Below are 15,691 nucleotides of genomic sequence, written 5' to 3' on the forward strand. Positions count from 1 at the left end.
GCACCCTTTCTTTGTGTAAAATGGTTGATATACTGCTGTACTTCTAGTATACATTCGGTTTGTAAAAGGACCGTAAAGTGACGCAAGAAGTTATTGGGAACCAGCGGAAGTTATTCATGGGATACCTCGGCGGTCCCATTTCACATTGCAAATTGACATGACACCAGATGGTGTCATACAATTAAATTGTCACCAAAAGGTGTCACATCATGAGACGACAATCATGCTTAGGAGAGAGTGCTGTGAGCGAGAACAATGAGAACCGGGATGTATTTGACGCCGTTGCAGATCCAACCAGACGCCGACTGATTCGTCTGTTATCCGAAGCGGAGGAGCTCCCGCTTCATGAACTGACGCCACATTTCCAGATGGGCCGGACAGCGGTATCCAAGCATTTGACCATCCTGAAAGAGGCCGGACTGGTCGTTGACCGGAAAGTCGGCAGAGAAACGCGATTCAGGCTGAACGCTTCCCCGCTCCAAGAAATTCAAGATTGGGTGGCTTATTATACCCAGTTCTGGAGTACAAATATGCTGCGCTTGAAGCAACTTTTAGAGGAGGAAGAAGAATGAGTTTTTAAAAAGACCACCCATAGAGGTGGTCTTTTTCATGGATCTACATGGGGAAGAATCAAACGCTACAGCCGTGGATCGATCTCCTGCTCCTGGGCGACCTCAAACAGCAGATTGGCCGCCGCTTCCTGGTACGCCGCATGCATCGGTTCGATCTCATCGTATTTCACGCCGAGCATCCAGAGGCCAAGCCGATATTCGTTCTGCGAAGTCCGCAGCTTGCGGGCGATGCTTTTCTGCTTCAGCAGCTTCCGGTACTTATGCGGGAACCGGTAGTCGTAGCCGTAAATAATGGACAGGTAGTCCGGGTTGCGCACTTTCATGTACGGTACCGTCCGGCCGTCCCAAGCCTCGGGCTTGATGACGACGCCTTCCATGTGCTTCTCCGTCGTCAGCTTGGCAAAGAACCGCTCCGCCTCTGCATAACTCTCCGGTTCGGACAAATCAAGCGAGACCGATTCATCGTCCGACAAGAAGCCGTACATCTCCGATGTCGTCCACTGCGGCAATTCCTCCCCGCCGTTTTCAAAGACGATTTTCAAGATGGCGAACGGTTTATACTCCATCTCCCCTGCTTCGGCATACAGCTCCAACTGTCTTTTGTACGTTTCGTAAGCTTCGGAATGCTCTGCCAACGATACGGACGTCTCCACAATTTCGTGCATATGCTTGTAGTTCTGGTACAGGTTGGCGCCGTATTTGTCGTTTAGGTCTTTTTTAGGCATGCGGTATTGATCCTGCTCGAAGCCGCTCGCCTGATACTGCTCGGTCAATGACTGCAGAGCGGTTTCGAAACCATGGTCCTGCAAAAAGGAAAGCTCGCCCTCCAGCGCCTTCTCGATCGGCTTGAACTGCCGCTGGATCAGCCCTTCGCCGAGGGCGTTCCACGGCATCAGCTCGCCGTCCAGGATGAGCATGCGGATTCCCCGCTCCTGCATATAAGGGCCGAACTTGGCCAGCAGCCGATGGTAGACTTCCGTCAGATCCACCTGCTTCACCTTGTAACCGTTGCGGCTTACCGCGAAGCACTGCTCTATGTCGGGATGCAAATAAATATTGCAGCGCGATCCCATATATTTCGGCTGCAGCGCCACCTTCAGGACACCGTTCTCCTTGAAATAGTCCAAGCCCCGCTTCAGCGACTCCAGCTCACTTCTCTCCATATCTTTATCCGCCGGGGACATCGTGCCGGAAATGAAGTTGATTTTATGCCGGGAACAGTAGTGCAGCCTGCGGATATCGTCCTCCTCCAAATCCTGCACGGACACCTTCCGCTTTTCCTGGAACAGCGTCGGGAGCTCCTCGGTCAGCACGGATGTGCGCGACTTATGCGATTTCATGAACGGTTTGAACGAAATCGTCACGGACGTTAACCCATTCCCATGCACGGCGCCGGTGTCGAGATGGATTTTGTTCCGGATCCGGAAAGCCTGTTTGGCGGCCACGTGACCAAAGATATGATACGGGTGGTTTCCGACCGCCTCATCCTTCAGGAAGGACAGCTGTTCCTCCAGCGGCGCCTCCCGGTCGATGCGGAAATTGCGCTGATGACGGGCCGACTGGGCGTCCAGCTTGCCGATATACTTTTTCAAGCAGGGTGCATGCGTTACATAATAAGAAGGGCCGTCCGTTCCTACATAGTGGTAAAAGGGCTTTGCCTTTTCCACCAGTGCGTTAAATTTCCGGAGCAGCTCAGCATCGTTTGCCAGTGTCTCGGTAGAATCAAAATACGTCTGCAGCAGCTCCTGATCCACGCCCTGGATCTCGCCCCGCAGGTATTTGTAGACGAAATTTTCGTGATTCCCCAGCACGAACAGGAAATGCTCCTGATTCTCATACAGAAATTCGATGATTTCACGCGTCTGCTTGCCTTTATCGATCCAGTCGCCAGCCAGGATGACCTTCGTAGGCCGCAGCTTCTCCCCTGCGAGCAGCTTGCCTGCCTCCATCCGGAAGCCGTAGCTCAGCAGCAGGCCCTTCAGCTCTTCCACGCACTCATGAACATCCCCCACGATGATGTACTGCGGGCCATGCGGGAGAACCGTCTCCCGGTAAGCCTCCAAATCCTCGATCATCACGCGGTAGTCGGGATTGGCCTTGCTGCTTTCTTCAGGCCGGTAAAAGTCCTTGGCCCGCACCTTATGAATCTTCTCGTAGCCTTCGCGCGGCAGCGCGCCGAGCACGTCTTTCTTCAGGCGGTTGATATGATTCGTGATGAGCCGTTTGGAGCGTTCCGATGCGTAGTAGTCCTCCCTTTTCCGGTAATCGAAGACGATGACCTCAAGGTTGTAATGATTGCTGCGGGCGATCTCCCGTACCTTTTCGCGAAAATCCTCCGCCAGCCCCGTCGTGTCCACCACCACGAAATCGGCATTGACCGGAAACGACGTAACCATCTTCAACCGCTCAAACAGCAGGTGAAAAGCCTGTTCGCTCGCCTCCAGCATCACTTGATCGTATTTATCGTAATCATATCCGAGCACCTCCTGGCGGATCCGGTCGGAGGACAGATATTGAATGTTTGCTTTCAATTTCGATGTCTCATCCTCAAACCGCAGTCCCGGAATCAGCACGTCTTGGGCAAACGTCGTTTTGCCGCATTCCGTGGAACCGACGAGCATGAAGATGGTATGCATTTTTGTGCGGATTTCCATGAGCTCTAAGCCCCCTCTTTCTTCAAAATAACGCCCTGTGTCGTCCGGATCTGGTCGACCTCATCCCCGATCGTGGCGAAGTCATGCGACAGTCCGAGCCCCTGAATCACATCCAGCATCCACGTCTGGAACTCATCCTGCCCCATCTCCCACTTGTGGTCGTCATGGCGGAAGCCGGACAGCTCGTAATAACGGTTAAAGTCCGCGTTCGGCGTTGTGATCACCAAATGATCAAAATCTACCCCGGCCACGATCTGCCGAATCAGCTGCGCCGCCTCCTCTCTGCTCATATGCTCGATAACTTCCGTCAGGATCACGTCGACCTGTTCGCCGTTATAGTCCTCGAGAAAATGGTCCATCGAGTGGAAGGGCGCAATGTTATCGATTTGCCGGGACTCCGCTTTGCGGGTCAGGGCCGCCAGGCTCTCTTCGTCGATATCGACCGCGTAGTAGCTTCCTTCGATTTTGCCGGCAAACGGCAGCGCATAAAAGCCCTCGCCGCACCCGATGTCGAGAATGGACTTATCGAAAGGCAGCACGCCGCCGATGTAATTTCGGCGCTGCAGCGCCGTACCTCCATACGCAAATTGGATGGTATAGCGTGCCGACGCTTCAAGCTCCGCCTTGTACTTGTTATACCGCTCCCGGGAAGCCAGGAAATTGCGGACGAACAGGCTGCGGATGTAAAACGGTGCGTCGATCACGTTGATGCTGCGGATGTATTTGTCCAGCACATGCTCGGAAATGTCGATATATTCGTTGCCGAACATGGACAGGAACAAGCACAGCACGCTTACGGCGTGAAGGAGCTCATAAAGGCTGCGCTGCGTCGTCACCGTGAGCGAGTAGCTCTTATGCGCCTGATGCGTAATCTGAAACGTGAAGTCCTTGAGATGCTTTTCAAAAAAATCGATGTAGCGCGTGAGCTCGATATGAATCATGCCGATCATCAACGTATGCTCATACCCCTCCGTATCTCGTTCGTCTTGGTGCTTGAGCGGGTGAGCGAAAAACTCGCTGATTGCGTTGAGCGGAAATAACGGCGTGTTGTAACGCGACACGTTCAAATATTCGAACTGCTCGTCGGCATGCTGCTTATAGGAAATTTCATTATCGGCGTCTTTGAAATAGACGTTGAACGTCTGCTCATCCGAATACCAGCCGTAGGCCATCCCTTTGCGGATGCTGCGGAGAATCATGCCGGAATGCGGGTTCTTTTTGATCAAAAATGAAAACTGCGGATTCGTGGACTTGATTTGCACGATCGCCATACTGCACTCTCCTTGCTTGCGGGTTTCAATTCCTTGCTGTCATCATCGCTTATTTTCGTGCGCACGAACATGGCGCAAGTATTACGACCCGGCATAGAAATCTGGTGAAACAGGCGTCATTCGCGTTTCCGCTCACACGATCATGGCACGCTCATGGTAAGGTTCACGTGTTAACCAGCCGGTTCTCCTGCTACAATAGAATGAGATCGATACGGAAAAGGAGAACCGTCAGATGGCCAAAGAGAGCTTTGATAAAGAAATCCAGTTTTTGCGCTTGCTGGTGCTGACGAGCGGGGCGTATAACCGGAAGCAGTTCGCCAAGAGGCTGGGGATTTCCGTGAATACGTTCGATAAGACGATCCGCCGCCTCAAGGAGATTGTCCAGACCACGTACCAGCAGCTGCCGGAGGAACAGGGCAAGGAGTTCAGCGAAGGGCTGCGTTACAACTACTACGATTCGGCCGACCCGATGCTGCTGTTCCTGTTCCGCGCCAAGTCGCTGAAAGAATCGGAAAGCGAGCGGCTGTCCCTGCTGCTTGGGGCGCTTGGTACGCAGTCCTTTACGGCGCTGGAGCTGCTGGACTGCTGCACGAACGCGATGGCCGCCCATCTCCCGCTCCCGGATGAGAAGACGATCCGCAAGGATCTGAAGTACCTGGAAGAAGTAGGGGTGATCCGCAAAATAGGCGGAGCGCGCCCTTACCGTTACGCCATTCGCGGCGAGCTCGTTCAGGAGCTGACCGAGGATGAGCTGCTGGATTTGTATGATTTTGTGGACGTCATGGCGGGCACCCAAATTCCTTCCGTGCAGGGCTACCTGCTGCGGGACGGACTGAAGAAGCAGCTGATGCGAAGCCATTCGGAGAAGCATGCGGTCGAGCCCTTTTTATATAAATATCACTATCACTCGCGGATTTTGGACGAAGCCCATTTGTTCACCATTCTGGATGCGATCCGCAAGCATCGGAAGGTCCGGTTCCTGTACTTCTCGCCCAAAGCGGAAAAAAGTTACGCCTCCCAAAACACTAACCCGCTGTTTGAACGGAAAACGCAGGGCAAGCTGGAGCAGACGCTACCGCTAAAGGTCGTGTACGACCATCAATACGGCCGCTGGTATCTGCTGTCCTATGGCCGGGAAGGCATCCGGAAATACCGGATGGAGGGCATCACGCAGTTTGAGGAAGCGGAAGAGGCGGATCCCGTCTGGTTTGCGGAGAAGCAGCAGGAGCTGCTGGAGAAGCTGCGCTACAGCTGGCTGATCGACACCGGCGCACCGGTCACGGTCCGGGCTAAATTTTACAATCCCAGCGACGGACCGAACTTCATCAAAGAGCGGGTGCTGCTGCAGGGTCAGTGGGGGCAAATCGTCGAAGAAGATGACGAAGCCTTTATTTACGAGATTACCGTAAACGGCACGACGGAAATCAAGCCGTGGCTGCGGAGCTTCGGTTCCAGCTGTGAGGTGCTTGAGCCGATCCGGCTGCGCCGCGAAATGATCGCGGAATGGAAGGAGATACGCGCCTATTATGAATCTGTTTGAAAAGATTTTTAACTACCAGATCATCTCGCGCCTCGACGATTCCGGCACCTTCATGGTCACCGCCCACGAACGCGCTTGGCTGAAAACCGTGCTGGAGCACCCCGCCGCTTCCGAAGCATTTACGCCGGAAACGCTGGCGAAGCTGGCGGCTCTGCTGGCCGAAGATGAAGCGATGGACACCGGCGCTCACCTGATCGAGAAAGCGCGGAGCCGGGAAAAGCAGGTATACCACCCCCTCCTGCGCCCGCTGCGCCGCCTGATCATGAACCGGAGCGGCATCCGCGTCACCCACGCCCTGAAAAGCGGGCAGGTCTACTCCAACCAACTGGGCGTGCCGTACCGGCTGGAGTATTCCATGGTGAAGCGGGAATGGTACCTGCTGTGGCACCATATCCGCAATCGCGCCTTCATGAGCACGAAGCTGGATAACATTCTCTCTGTCACCGAGCAGGAGCTGCCGCTTGAGCGGGTGAGCGATATTTTGACGCGGATTAGCGAGACGCTGGAGAACCGCAAAGCCGAGGTGCTCGTCCAGATCATCCCGCAGTATAACCAAGAGATGTCGCGCATTCTGTATGCGCTGTGCTGCTTTGACAAGGAAGTGCAGTATGACGCACAAACCGATACCTATACGGTCAAGGTATGCGTTATGGGCGATGAGAGGGAATTTCTGCTGTCCAAGCTGCGCTTCCTGGGCAAACGGGTGCGGGTGTTTGAAGGAGAGTATGTGAAGAGACGTATGCTGGAGGCTTCGGTGAAGGCACTGGAACGGTACGGCGTGGTGGAGGAAGTTACGGTTATGGTTAAGGATGAGGATGCGCTAAACCCCGCTCAATGAGCGGGGTTTAGCTATTTGCGGACTACTCTTCATACCATGGATTTAAATGAACCATAACCTCTCCGACATCGGAGCAATGCTTCATAATCGTTTGTTTAATATTTCTGGAGATATCATGCCCTTCCTGAACACTAAGCTCAGCCGCCACCCCGACTCGAATATCAACAATAATATAATGGCCGTGGTCTCTCGCACGAAGGCGATCCAGACGCTTTACTTCCGGAACCGTTTTGACTAACTCCGTAAGCTCGTTCATTTTCTCCAAGTCCACGTTTTTCTCCATCAAAACATCGACCGAGGATTTTCCCATATGAATCGCCAGCTTTAACACCAAATAAGCGACGACGATTCCGGCAATAGGATCGCCATAAGAGAGAATCGCGATATCGTAATGATCGCCGAGCATGCCCAATGCGATGCCGATGACCGCGGCAATGGAAGCATAGACATCTGCCAGATGATCATAAGCTGTGGCAATGAGCCCACTGCTTCGATGACGTTTTCCGATAGCCATGGTATAAACATAGAGAACTTGCTTCAAAATCAAAGAAAAAGCCGCTGCTGCCAGCGCGACGACGGTCGTTTTGTGCGGGGGTTCGAACAGCACCATGACGGAGTGATAGGCCATATATAGAGCGGCCAGCGCTAAAATGATGGCCACGCCCCCTGCCCCCAGCACCTCTGCCTTCCCATGACCATAGGGATGATCCTCATCCGGAGGCTGCTTGGAGATTCGCATGGAGCTGAGGGCTGCGCCTGTGGCGACGACGTCTCCTGCATTATGAACGCCATCGGCAATGAGTACCGGACTATTGGATAAAAATCCAACACCGAGTTTAATAGCGGTTAATACGATATTACTTATGAAGCTGAGCCAAATGGCAAATGTCGATTGTTTGTCTTCATGGTTCACGTTTTTAACTCCTTACACATTCAGTAGCATCCGTGTTGAAACGATAGGTTTTAATAGTAGCGTACAAATACCGTGTGGGTCCAGAGAAACAGTTTTTGTGTGTCCCTAAAAAGTATGACTTGGCATAAAGAGTTGTACGGGTGAAAAATATTTTTACATAACAAAAAAAGCCTCCTATCAAGGAGACTTATCTGAAATTTGGTTGACGACCTCGACCATCGGTAAGCTCGCCTCTTCCCTGTTGGCTATTAGCTGGCAAGGTCGTTTTTTTGATTCATTCTAAATTTATAGTCCGAAACTTAAAAATGAGTGTTTACCCTTGAGAGGCTTGCCCATTCCCAAATGTTCATTATCCATAAGATATGATTATCTATTTACCGCTTTGCCCATACCCAATCCGAATTAAATCATAAGATACATTGTACTTTAAACTCAAGGAGGTAGTAAGGGATGAGTGGAGTTGTAGGAGGAGTTGGCGCAGGGTACGGTTACGGCTTGCACAACAATGTTGGTGCTATCCTTGTGTTGTTTATTCTGTTGGTAATTATTTTGGCAGCATTTTGTTGGTAAACCAAATATCAGGATTGACGAAAACCCTGCCGGCTACCTGTTGGCAGGGTGGACGCGCCGTTGTGATCTGAAAACATTAGATCTTTCTTTTTCTAAACAAATAACATTTTTAAACCCTGACAGCTTTGTGCTGCAGGGTTTAATTTATTTCTGAATTTTTTTTAAAAGGTTTAAAGCTGCACTTTAAAGTTCGTTTCTCAAAATTTCGTAAACTAGCGGAATCGGCCTCATTCATTGGTATAACTGCCGTGACCTCTTGTCCAACGCGTTCATATGATGCTTTGTCAAAGAAAGGAATGATGAGATGGATGCCTATTATAGCTGCACGCGATTCATGAGCCAGAGAGTCCGCATTACAACAAGAGGCGGTTATGTGCACGAAGGAAGAATCGTAAAAGTGGATCGTGATCATGTGTACTTGGAGACAGATCGAAGAGATGGACGTGTAACGACCTCCGCTTTCCTCCCCTACGGATTCAGGGCTCGCAACTCTATTTTGACGTTAAGTCTGTTCACGCTGCTCGCGATTGCTTTAATCTAAATCCCAAAGCGATAAAAAATCAATCACCATATTCACAAGAATAAACAAAAAAATAGACTACTTACTTCGCAGTCTATTTTTAGTTCAATTTACTTCGGGAACACGCTCCACATTGGTAGAGACCTGCACAAAAGCGTTTTCAATAACGATTTCGCGCAGCTTTCCGGTCAAAAAAAGGCCGCACAGCAGCAAGGGAAGAACGGCCACCGATATAAACGTAACGGCCAGCTTCTTCCTTATTTTCATATCATTCATCATCCGGATAAAAAACATGGCGCTACCTCCCGCGTTATCTGTTCTGCTGCGCGCAAAAAGCCCCTTTTTCGCTTAAAAAAGGGGCTTAAACTCCATCCATGGATGCTCTTTCGGGCTCAGATCAATGGTTACGCCTTGCCGGGCTTGAGGGCCCGCAGTCTAAACCATCGGCTTTGATAATCTTTATGCTCGTAGGCAAAGGGCAAACCGAGCTGCATCAGCCGGTCTCCCCCAAAGATCGAAATCTCCCCGCCGGTTCCGGGCTCCACTTCGTATTCCAGTTCTGGGTCAAGTCCGTCCAGGCGCAAGGTCCGCTGGGGTGCGTTCGGCACGGCCATCACTTGAAAAGCGTAGACCAAGGCATCCTCTTGATCTTCCGAAACAAACATCCACGCCGACTCGTTCCCCTCGAACGGACTTTTCAGACGGTACAAGTCGCCTTGCTGCACTAAACCGCGGATCTGCTTGTAGGCGGCGACTTGGCGTTTGACCGTTTCCTTTTCGTCATCGGTAAATTTTGTGAGATCCAGCTCATACCCGAAATTTCCGGACATGGCGACATTGCCGCGAAAATCAAGCGGTGTGATCCGTCCGACCTGATGGTTCGGTACCGCCGACACATGCGCTCCGATGGCGCTTACAGGGTAGACCAGGCTGGTCCCGTACTGAATCTTCAGCCGTTCCACCGCATCGGTATTATCGCTGGTCCAGGTTTGAGGCATGTAATACAGCATGCCGGGATCAAAGCGTCCACCGCCGCTGGAGCAGCTCTCGAACAAAATATGCGGAAAATCAGTTGTGATTCGCTCAAGCAGCTCGTACAGCCCAAGAACATAGCGGTGAGCGGTCTCAGCTTGGCGCTCCGGCGGCAGGGCAGCAGACCCGATTTCCGTCAAAGCGCGGTTCATGTCCCATTTCACGTAAGCAACCGGCACGGTGGAGAAAATCGCAGAGAGCGAATCATAGATGTAATCTCGCACTTCCTGGCGCGTGTAGTCCAGCACCAGCTGCCACCTGGCTTCGCTGCGTCTACGCCCCGGAACGTGAAGGCACCAGTCCGGATGCTTCCGGTACAGCTCGCTGTCCGGCGAAATCATCTCGGGTTCGAACCACAGCCCGAATTTCAGGCCCAGCCGGTTGATGCGCTCCGCGACATCCGCCAGTCCGTCCGGCAGCTTCCGGCGGTCCTCGTACCAATCCCCCAGCGACGAATTGTCCGCATCCCGTTTGCCAAACCAGCCGTCATCCAAGACAAACAGCTCAATGCCCAGCTTGGCTCCCTCTTCCGCAATCGAAACCAGCTTGTCTGCATTGAAGTCGAAATAAGTGGCCTCCCAGTTATTGACCAGAATCGGCCGTTCTTCGTCCCGGTATTTCCCCCGGCACAGCCGGGTCCGGTACAGGCGGTGATACGTCCGCGACATCTCTCCCAATCCTTGCGCGGAGTACACCATGACCGCTTCCGGCGTTTGGAAGCTCTCCCCCGGATTCAGCTGCCACGCGAAATCAAAAGAGTTCACGCCAATGCTAAACCTTGTGGAGCCGAAGGAATCTACCTCTGCCCCTGCTTCAAATCCGCCGCTGTACACCAGGCTAAAGCCAAAAGCTTCCCCATGTCGTTCCGTCGTTTCCGGTGTGACCAAAGCGGCAAAAGGGTTAAACTGGTGGCTGCTCATGCCCCTTTTGCTGTCGATCCGGGTTTCGCCTTGTTCAAGCGGTCTTCGCTTCATATTTCCTTCCCGGGCCCACGCCCCGGAAAGATACACCATCTCCAAATCGCTATGACCGGAGAAATCGACGCTGGCACTAAGGGCACGGCGAAGCCGAAGCTTCTTGTCCCCTTCGTTGATCAAACGAGCTGACCGAATGATCACGTTGCAATCCGTGAAGATGGAATAAAGCAGGACAACCTTAAGTCCCGAGTAGGCATCTTTTAATACCAGTTCGAGCGTCTCTGCTTCGGACTCGTCCTCCGTATAAACGGCCGGAAGTCCGCTTAATGGCGGCTTTCCCTTCAGGATCCGGTAACCGTCGTACTTGAGCTCCGTAATCCTCGTCCCATCCTCCAGTTCGGCCTGGTACGCCGGATTCCGGAAGTCTCCGCTGCCGTACTGCGGGTATTCCTGTGGCAGCCGGTCAAGCCCAGCCCTCGCGGGAGTGTGTATCAGGAGGTCGCCCATCGTTTCCCGATGCTTCAGACTCCCTCCCCAATACCCATGTACAGGATAACCGTCCACGATCTGAATCAAATAGCTCATGCCTGACGACTGTAGATGAAACAACCCTGCTTGCTCTTGAACGATTACGCCCATTGGTAAACATCCCTTCTTTCCTGCCTATCGGTACTTCATGCATCGTAACATGGTCTAGAAAATGGCTTGTACCACATCCGTATCTATGAACCATTACATCTCCGCCATCCGGGGCAATGCTCCGGCATCTTTGTATTCAACCTATCTTTGAAACATGGCTTTAGGATTGATTTACGATTCCAGAAATACAGGCTTATATACAAAAATCATATATGATCATACGATAGGTCGTACATGGCATGGTGCTCACTAGTTATGTTATTATGCTAGGTATATTGAACAAGTTTAATAGAGGCCAATAACAATTATTTCTTTAGTTCATTCTATATAGCTATTCTATTTTTTAGGGGATGGGGTTAGCTTGTGTTAGAGTATCTGCCGCGAAGTAAACAGCACACGGAGCTGCATCTGACGCAGTTTGGCATGGAGGATTGTATATCCGGTCATTATTTTGGGCCCGCCGTAAGGACTCACTATTTGCTCCATTATATATTCAAAGGGGAGGGGATTTTTGAGGTAGGGGGAGTGAGGCACCACCTTCGCAAAGGACAGGGGTTTCTGATTTGTCCCCATATCGTTACCTATTATCAAGCCGACGAAGTTAACCCTTGGTCATACGGCTGGTTTGGTTTTAACGGCACACTGGCTGAACCCCTCCTTATGCAAGCAGGGCTAACCCCATCATCTCCAATTCTGCATTATGATCGAGATGACATGATCCATCAGTATTTGCAATTGATGGCCCAGTCGAGACAAAGCCATAAAGCCCGGGAAACCAGACTAACGGGGCTGCTGTATTTGATGTTATCTCTGCTAGTGGAATCCGGTCCGGAAACGCCCACCGTTCAAAGGGAAAGCCGGGCTGAGGTTTACGTGGAGCAAGTGATCGATTTTATCGAAACGAACTTTTCTCAAAAAATAACTATCGAGGACATCGCGCATTTGATTGGGCTTAATCGAAGCTATTTGTGCTCGTTATTCAAACAGCAAATGAACATAAGCATTCAGGATTACCTGATTCGCTACAGAATGGATATGGCGGCTAAAATGCTGGGAAACACAGACCTTTCAATCGGCGATATCGCCCGCTCGGTCGGCTATGCCGACCCGCTCCTTTTCTCCAAAATGTTCAAAAAAGTGAAGGGGGCCTCTCCGAAACATTATCGGTCTGCCACTGCATCAACATAAAGACAAAACCAGCCTTCCCTTCCAAGTGTTAATGAAGAGAGGCTGGTTTTTGTACTGCTTTTAAGCCTTTTCGCCAGCTTAACTAGTTGGCATTCCGGCTATCGATAAGGTTGGCCTTGATCAAAAACCGCTGTACAATCGCCGCAGTTTCAGCTCGGGTCAGGTTGCCAGTAGGGTTCAAGCCCCCTGCAGATCCTTCCACGAGGCCATTCTTCACGGCTGCGGCCATGGCCGGCTTTGCCCAGGAAGCGACCGCTGTCCGGTCTGCAAACGAAGACAGCAGGGACTCCGCATCGATTCCGTCGGCTTCAAGACCGGCCAGCTTCATCGCCCGGGACATGATCACCAACGCTTCCTGCCGGGTAATCGTCCGGTTAGGAGCGAACGTCCGGTTGTCGTAGCCTTCGATCAAGCCGTATTCCACAGCCTTGGCTACAGCGCCTGCATACCAATCAGCAGAATTGACATCGCTGAACGTGGTGCCGCTGCCGTTGTCGGACAAGCCCAACGCCCGGACCACGATGGCTGCGAGCTCCGCACGTGTTATAACCGCATCGGGATTATAATGGTTCTCATCGCTACCTTTGACAATCATTCGAGAAGCCATGTCATTTACGGCCTGCTTCGACCAATGCCCTTCCACATCCGCGAAGGTTTTCGGATTCCAGATCAGGAAGTAATCGCTATTGGTGAGGCTGTTTACAACTGCATAATGCTTCCCATCACGAGTCGTGATATAGGTAGGAACATGGCGCACGCTGCCGTCCGGGTTCAGGACGGCTGCCGTCGTCACCTTGCTCGGGTCAACGCCGGCGGGAAGCGGAATTTCGCGTTCCACGTAGCTGCTGAACTGCTCGACGCTTACTGTTTTACCGTTGTAGGAAGCCGTTACATCAAAAGCGACAGGCGGAGCCGCAACCTCAAAATTTCCTTGGGCCGCTGCATTTTCAGCAAGAACCGCTGCAGCCTCACCGCTCTTGGCAATCTCCACATGAACAACAATATCTGAAAGCTTGAGCTGTGCGCCCAGTTTAGAGGAAATCTTGTCGATGGCGATTTGCCCGGCAGGCAGCTTGTAGATACCGCTTGGCGTCTGCACCTCCAACACCGCTTGCTTGTTTTCCATACTCTTCACCGCTTCACCCGTCAGAACCACCGATACCTTGTCCACGCTGGCGGTTACGGGAATAACAACGGTGGACTTATCTGCCGCCTGCTTGAGCTGATCAGCCAGCTTGGAGGGGTCGATTGTCGCCGTCAGTACCGATTTGCCGTTCTCCTTAGTGGTCGAACCAGCAGCAATTTGGTCTTTCACGACGCCGTCGACAATGACTTGGAGACCGGCAGGCTTCTCAGGGGTCGTGCTTGGAATGGATGGCGTGCCCGAGTTATTCGAATTGCTTGAATTGTTCGAGTTATTGCTCGAGTTGTTCGAACCGTTTGAACCATTGCTTGTCCACTTCGCATACAGCGTCATATCGGACGTGACCGTATCCGCAGCGAAGTTCCAAGCGTTGATTCCCACTGCTTCTTTGTACCAGCCTGCGAATGTGTAGCCCGCTCTCGTCGGTGCTGGAGGAGCGCTGATTGTCGTGCCGCTGTCCACATTGGTGATGCTGGAAACTGCACTACCTCCTTGTGGATCGAACGTCACGGTGTGCTGCACCGGTCCCTCTTTGACCGTTACTTTGCCAGGGGTCAACGTTTTGTCCATCTCAGCCCCGAATGCATCCAAGATTGAGAAAAGCGTCGGCTCTCCTGTTTTCACCGTCAGTTTCTTAACGCCTAGTTCTGCCCCGCTCTTAATTTTAAAGCTCACGGTAAACAGCTTATCTCCGGCCTTGATCGGCGTATCGCCCGCATCGCTGTCTACCCATGCTGTTTTGAGCCAGCCTGAGTCGTTATCGTAATTGGAGTCGAAGTAATCTCCCGCATTTCCTGTAACGCCAGTTACCTCCAATCCCTCCGTATCAAAATCAAGCTGGACGCCGTAAGCTGCTATTCCATAGGTGGAGTCGGCTACTTTGACCGGTACGTCCACCGTAGATCCCGGCGTTCCGTCCACCGAGCCGATCTGAATCTGCACCGCGTGCCGCATCCACTTCGCGTACAGCGTTACATCAGACGTTACCGCATCCTCTGCGAATTTCCACCCGTCTGTCCCAGCTGCATCCCTGTACCAGCCTTCGAACGTGTAACCTGCCTTCGTCGGGGCCGGCGGTTCGCTGATCATCGTACCGCTGACTACACCGGTCGCGGGCTCAACCGTGCTGCCGCCCTGGGAATCGAACGTCACAGTATATTGCTCCTGTGCGGCCGGTATCCACTTCGCATACAGCATCATATCGGACGTAACCACATCCGTCGCAAAGTTCCACGCATCGGTCCCAAGCGTATCTTTGTACCAGCCTGCAAAGGTAAAACCCTCCTTTGTCGGGGCCGGGGGTTCGTTGATCGTCGTGCCGCTGACCACATCCGTTGCACTCTCAACCAGGCTGCCGCCCTTAGTGTAAAACGTCACGGTGTGTTTAGTATTCGGTGCCTTTACGGTGATTTTGCCCGATTCCACCGTTGTGGAGGCAATCTCGTTACCCTCATAGAGATCGTGCTTGAGCACAGTCAGGTCTAAATCACCAGGCTCTGCAGAATCCTTGATTTTAAAATGAAGGGTGAACACTTTTTCCTCATCCCAAATCGAATAATTGACCAGATTGGCTTTAACATTAGCGATTCCCGAATTGGAGAAATCCGTTTCGAACGTATCCCCATTTTGACTGACACCCAATTCATTTGTAACTTCATTCCCAGACACCAGTTCGAGTGAAGTCGCATCGAAACCGATCGAAATATCGTATTGATTGATCAAGTCCTCCGGTGTCAAAAACACCGAAACGTCCACAGACTCTCCGGGATACCCCTCTTCACTGCTTACTCTCATCGAGTTCGAAGCTGTATCCGATTCGGCATAGCCCATCGTTCCGAAAGGCAAAAGCATAACAGCCACCATCATTGTCGAAATCCATTTTTTCCAACGCAT

The 15,691-nt window shown here is 52.0% G+C and carries 12 protein-coding genes; 6 read left to right on the forward strand and 6 right to left on the reverse strand.

Annotated elements, in window-relative coordinates:
- Positions 1 to 242: 242 nt before the first annotated feature.
- On the forward strand, positions 243 to 572 hold the full coding sequence (locus GCU45_RS15880; RefSeq protein WP_105445150.1) for an ArsR/SmtB family transcription factor: 330 nt from the start codon (positions 243 to 245) through the stop codon (positions 570 to 572).
- Between the two features lie 65 nt (positions 573 to 637).
- On the opposite strand, the gene GCU45_RS15885 is transcribed toward GCU45_RS15880, so the two are convergent.
- Together GCU45_RS15885 and GCU45_RS15890 are read right to left on the reverse strand one after the other, a co-directional pair.
- Positions 638 to 3,226 (reverse strand): metallophosphoesterase, encoded by a 2,589-nt coding sequence (locus tag GCU45_RS15885; protein ID WP_152399625.1) that lies wholly within the window; start codon positions 3,224 to 3,226, stop codon positions 638 to 640.
- Positions 3,227 to 3,231: 5 nt separating this feature from the next.
- The gene (locus GCU45_RS15890) at positions 3,232 to 4,497 is read right to left on the reverse strand and encodes a class I SAM-dependent methyltransferase (RefSeq protein ID WP_152399626.1); all 1,266 of its coding nucleotides are present in this window, start codon (positions 4,495 to 4,497) and stop codon (positions 3,232 to 3,234) included.
- 232 nt (positions 4,498 to 4,729) lie between these two features.
- Here GCU45_RS15890 and GCU45_RS15895 point away from each other — a divergent pair, with 232 nt between their 5' ends.
- Positions 4,730 to 6,037, forward strand: a complete 1,308-nt coding sequence (locus tag GCU45_RS15895) for a helix-turn-helix transcriptional regulator (RefSeq protein ID WP_152399627.1) — start codon at positions 4,730 to 4,732, stop codon at positions 6,035 to 6,037.
- Entirely contained in the window at positions 6,024 to 6,875 is an 852-nt protein-coding gene (locus tag GCU45_RS15900; RefSeq protein WP_152399628.1) for a WYL domain-containing protein, read from the forward strand. The genes GCU45_RS15895 and GCU45_RS15900 overlap by 14 nt, the downstream gene beginning before the upstream one ends.
- A gap of 22 nt (positions 6,876 to 6,897) precedes the next feature.
- Here the strand turns inward: GCU45_RS15900 and GCU45_RS15905 are convergent, their stop codons facing one another.
- Positions 6,898 to 7,788: a cation diffusion facilitator family transporter gene (locus GCU45_RS15905; protein ID WP_145161963.1), complete on the reverse strand. Its 891-nt coding sequence runs from the start codon at positions 7,786 to 7,788 to the stop codon at positions 6,898 to 6,900.
- 450 nt (positions 7,789 to 8,238) lie between these two features.
- Here GCU45_RS15905 and GCU45_RS34025 point away from each other — a divergent pair, with 450 nt between their 5' ends.
- A complete protein-coding gene (locus tag GCU45_RS34025) occupies positions 8,239 to 8,358 on the forward strand; it encodes a YjcZ family sporulation protein (protein WP_208629353.1) in 120 nt (39 codons plus the stop codon).
- 304 nt (positions 8,359 to 8,662) lie between these two features.
- Entirely contained in the window at positions 8,663 to 8,899 is a 237-nt protein-coding gene (locus tag GCU45_RS34220; protein WP_152399629.1) for a hypothetical protein, read from the forward strand.
- 84 nt (positions 8,900 to 8,983) lie between these two features.
- Here the strand turns inward: GCU45_RS34220 and GCU45_RS15915 are convergent, their stop codons facing one another.
- Positions 8,984 to 9,172: a hypothetical protein gene (locus GCU45_RS15915; protein ID WP_152399630.1), complete on the reverse strand. Its 189-nt coding sequence runs from the start codon at positions 9,170 to 9,172 to the stop codon at positions 8,984 to 8,986.
- 110 nt (positions 9,173 to 9,282) lie between these two features.
- Positions 9,283 to 11,466 (reverse strand): alpha-galactosidase, encoded by a 2,184-nt coding sequence (locus tag GCU45_RS15920; protein ID WP_152399631.1) that lies wholly within the window; start codon positions 11,464 to 11,466, stop codon positions 9,283 to 9,285.
- Positions 11,467 to 11,889: 423 nt separating this feature from the next.
- Between GCU45_RS15920 and GCU45_RS15925 the strand changes: the two genes are divergently transcribed.
- Positions 11,890 to 12,654 carry an AraC family transcriptional regulator gene (locus GCU45_RS15925; RefSeq protein WP_244364106.1) on the forward strand — a complete coding sequence of 255 codons (765 nt, stop codon included), beginning with the start codon at positions 11,890 to 11,892 and terminating at the stop codon, positions 12,652 to 12,654.
- 82 nt (positions 12,655 to 12,736) lie between these two features.
- Here GCU45_RS15925 and GCU45_RS15930 read toward each other — a convergent pair whose 3' ends face one another.
- Positions 12,737 to 15,691, reverse strand: a complete 2,955-nt coding sequence (locus GCU45_RS15930) for an InlB B-repeat-containing protein (RefSeq protein ID WP_152399633.1) — start codon at positions 15,689 to 15,691, stop codon at positions 12,737 to 12,739.

It is taken from the genome of Paenibacillus cellulositrophicus, from assembly GCF_009363095.1.
GTDB lineage: Bacteria > Bacillota > Bacilli > Paenibacillales > Paenibacillaceae > Paenibacillus_AQ > Paenibacillus_AQ favisporus.